Genomic DNA, 3,357 nt, shown 5'->3' with positions numbered 1-3,357 from the left:
CCATTCTCTCAAACTCGTTAGCTACCGAATGAATATTATCAACCGCTTGTTGAAAAGCGGCAGAAAATTGTTTCGTCAAATCTAAAACTTGTTGGTTCGCTTCTTTTGCTTTGGAGTTAACAGATAGTGTTGTACGCGTCGCTTTTGTTATAGAACGATTTGTTGCACTTTGAATCCTGTCAGAGGCTGATCTCATTTTCGTAGCAATTTGTGTTGCTGTTTGTAAATTACTTTGGAATTGTCCCATTCTCTCAAACCTTTCCCATAATTTTCCGAACATATCGAATAAATCCTAATAAATATATAGAATTCCCCTTTCAATATAGCTCTTTTTAAACCATCAACTAACCTTTGAATTCTTCTTTTTCCCCAGTGAAAAATTATACCATGTAAAAAATTAGAAATTAATCCATATAAAATAAAAATTTAATAAACAAATTATATACATAAAACAAATATGATCAATCAAAAAAAGAATCCCAAATTTCTCTTGGAATTCTTTTTTTGATTTCTAAGACTGCCCACATAAATAATTCCTAAATAACAACATATTAATAGCAAGGGAATGCTTATAGACTGATCTATACTGCATTCCTGTATGTATGCTATATTCTTATTCGCCTTTTTCTAACAGTAGAACCACGAATCTTGGCGAAGACATTGGTTTTTGCCCTGTCCTGGGGTCCGTCCTCGCTTTTTATTCCACGGTTCCCTTGACAACGAGCCTCCGAACCCTCAAACTCCCAAAGCTAACCCCAGCGGGCAAAAACCGCCCTTATGGGGCCACCCCTGGCGAGTTTGCATGAGGGTTCCCCTCATCGTCAAGGAACTTTCGCGGCATAAACGCCAGGACTCAGCAAATCACTTCTTAAATTGATGAGCATATCTTGTGACAGAACCAACTGGAAATAGAAACGGCAAGCGGGTGCACTCCACTTGCCGTTTTTTCATAGCTTAGTATGTATTTGAATTTCTTTTGCTTTCTCTTCTTCACCCTTCACACGTACAATTAAATCATATGATCCGGATTTTGGCGCTTCAAAAGACAGCAAACCTTCTTTTTGAGAAGTAACTTCTTCTTCATAAATAACCTTATCATCTTTTGTAACTTGCAATAAAATCGTACCTTCTTCAACGGCTGCTTCATAAGGGATTTCCACATTTCCTTTTTCAGCTTTAAGCGTTTGCACATCGTAATACCCTTGCAGTGAGCCAATTTTTAAAGTCGTTTCGCCATTTTTTTGAACCTTTGTGACTTTTGTTGCTGTATTGCATGCGCTTAACAATACAACAAGAGTGAGAATCAGAAATAAACGTAATAATTTCATAGAAATTCCTCTTTCTTTATATATATGTATTAAGATTCATTCTTTAACTATTTCAAAAACACCAATAGCTTAAAAGAATCACTGCTTTTCTTCAACTTCTTTTTTTAATAATTTTTGAAACTCTAATTCTGTTTCATTAATAAAACCAAGATTTAAAACACTAGAAATATCTTCATGATTCAAAAAGAAATTATACTCCGAAGAAATATTACGATGAGGGTTCCCCTCATCGTCAAGGAACTTTCGCGGCATAAACGCCAGGACTCAGCGATTCCACATGCACGGCAACCACAATTCCTTCTAAATACATTTTTTAAATCAAACATTAGGGGTGGGAATGTCAATATATATTCCACCATAATACAAATTCAAAACTATTTTTCTTTTTTCCATGATATTCGAAATTCCCCACCATGTTCTTCCGTTTTAATTTTAATCTTATATGTATCATCCTTAGGTACTTTAATATTTTTTTCGCCTTCGCCACTATTAAACTCTAGTATTGTATTATCATTTGAATCCACAACATAAGCAATTATAGTTCCTTGTTTAGTTTTATCATCAAAAGAAAAGATCCAATTCTCACCTTTTTTAACTTTCCTATCTTGAGTTGCAGATCCAGTAAATTTTCTATAATCCCCAGATATACTGCCAGATACACTATCTGAGGAACCATGAACTTTACCACCAACAATAGTTCCCTCTCTTGTAAAACAACCACTAAGAACTACTAAACATAAAACAAATAAAATTGTATTTTTAATAATTTTCAACATCATTACCCCTTCTATTCACAATGAAATTTTTATCATTAATTAAATTCTTTATTTTTCAACTCGGGGTACCGCCAGCATTTTTGAAAAAACCCACGCTAAGCAAAAAATACAATAAGCCGCCCATATGAACAGCTCATTTACATAATTTCCGTTATTAAAAGTAAAATTAAAACTTTTTTAACTCAAAAATAGCTAATTTTATCAAGTGTATGCTCTACGCTCTTCTTAATCATTTCAAACTCTGAATGCTTTCGCATACGGAAATATAAACTTCTTAGAAATGATTTAGTATTCACGTAAAGAATCCAATAATTTTCAACGGCTAATTCTTTATTTTTCTGTTCTAAGTAATTTGAAATTCCCTCTATGTATTCGATCAAATCATTTTCAGGCAATCCTCTTTGTAGCATTGCAATGATTGGAGTTATTAATCTTTCGTCTTCATCATCATGATATGCATACTCGTATACGTGTACTTTATTTATAATGATAGTTAAAATGTTTTTGTATGCACCTTGATCAAGTTTATGACTTTTTACTAACTCATCTAAAACATCGGCACCGTGCGCTATACTATGTGCCCAGCCTTTATCTTTTACATACCCTCTCAGATCTTGCTCCATCAACATATACTTCAAAAGACAATCTTTGACCAATAATACAGTGTCCTGTGATAGAAAATCTTTTTGATTATCTGCATCAAGAATTAAAGCAATCAAAAGTGTACTAAATGAACGAGTAAACACTGAATCGTCTTCTTTTAATCCAATTCCCTTAAATAAATATTTATCATCTAAGATAGTTGCCAACATTTGTTTTAGATGACTTTGACTTAAATAATTATTTGTAATCATCTTACAAAAGGTCCTGTATATCAGTTTATCTCTTAATTCTGAGTCAAGGGATCCTAGATGTTTTAACATATAAGTAGTTAATTCAATAAGATTTATGTTTTGAAAAGAAAACTCTGTCTGCTTTAGTTCAATTAATCTATTTTTTAATGTAGTTTCATTCATATGTCTTTCCCTAAAAACGTATTTCTTACATTGTATACCATATTCGTGTGAAGTTTACATAGCGTCTCATTATCAGCAGTAAAATTTGTAAAGAATCCTTGCTCTCATAAGGAATCCACTTTTTTCTCTTTTTATCAATCTATACAATTTTTTATACATTTCTATTATGGTGTGGTTTTTCGGGTTCTGGTGCAAAAACTTAAGGACAATTGCAATGAATCTATAAATCTTGGACAT

At 32.7% G+C, this 3,357-nt stretch carries 4 protein-coding genes and 1 pseudogene; all 5 read right to left on the bottom strand.

The genetic code is table 11. The features are described from left to right. Positions 1-247: TIGR04197 family type VII secretion effector (locus CQZ94_RS30370; protein ID WP_105588392.1), on the bottom strand; the 247-nt coding region annotated here is incomplete at its 3' end. Between the two features lie 700 nt (positions 248-947). Then, positions 948-1,328, bottom strand: coding sequence for a BA_1872 family lipoprotein (locus tag CQZ94_RS30365; RefSeq protein WP_105588390.1), 381 nt, complete (start codon positions 1,326-1,328; stop codon positions 948-950). 78 nt (positions 1,329-1,406) lie between these two features. After that, positions 1,407-1,547 (bottom strand): annotated as a pseudogene (locus CQZ94_RS31025) (DUF4176 domain-containing protein); the annotation flags it as partial. Positions 1,548-1,702: 155 nt separating this feature from the next. Continuing rightward, entirely contained in the window at positions 1,703-2,104 is a 402-nt protein-coding gene (locus CQZ94_RS30355) for a hypothetical protein (RefSeq protein WP_105588389.1), read from the bottom strand. 182 nt (positions 2,105-2,286) lie between these two features. After that, the gene (locus tag CQZ94_RS30350) at positions 2,287-3,120 is read right to left on the bottom strand and encodes a DUF2785 domain-containing protein (RefSeq protein WP_105588388.1); all 834 of its coding nucleotides are present in this window, start codon (positions 3,118-3,120) and stop codon (positions 2,287-2,289) included. Between the last annotated feature and the right edge of the window lie 237 nt (positions 3,121-3,357).

It is taken from the genome of Bacillus sp. MYb209 (assembly GCF_002975175.1).
In the GTDB taxonomy this organism is placed as follows: Bacteria; Bacillota; Bacilli; order Bacillales; family Bacillaceae_G; genus Bacillus_A.
Note: the sequence above shows the minus strand (reverse complement) of the source record. Positions and strands in the feature narration are given on the sequence as shown.

Excerpts from the sequence above, each read along its gene's own strand:
- CQZ94_RS30365 (WP_105588390.1), bottom strand. The coding sequence starts at position 1,328 with ATGAAATTATTACGTTTATTTCTGATTCTCACTCTTGTTGTATTGTTA.
- CQZ94_RS30355 (WP_105588389.1), bottom strand. The coding sequence starts at position 2,104 with ATGTTGAAAATTATTAAAAATACAATTTTATTTGTTTTATGTTTAGTA.
- CQZ94_RS30350 (WP_105588388.1), bottom strand. The coding sequence starts at position 3,120 with ATGAATGAAACTACATTAAAAAATAGATTAATTGAACTAAAGCAGACA.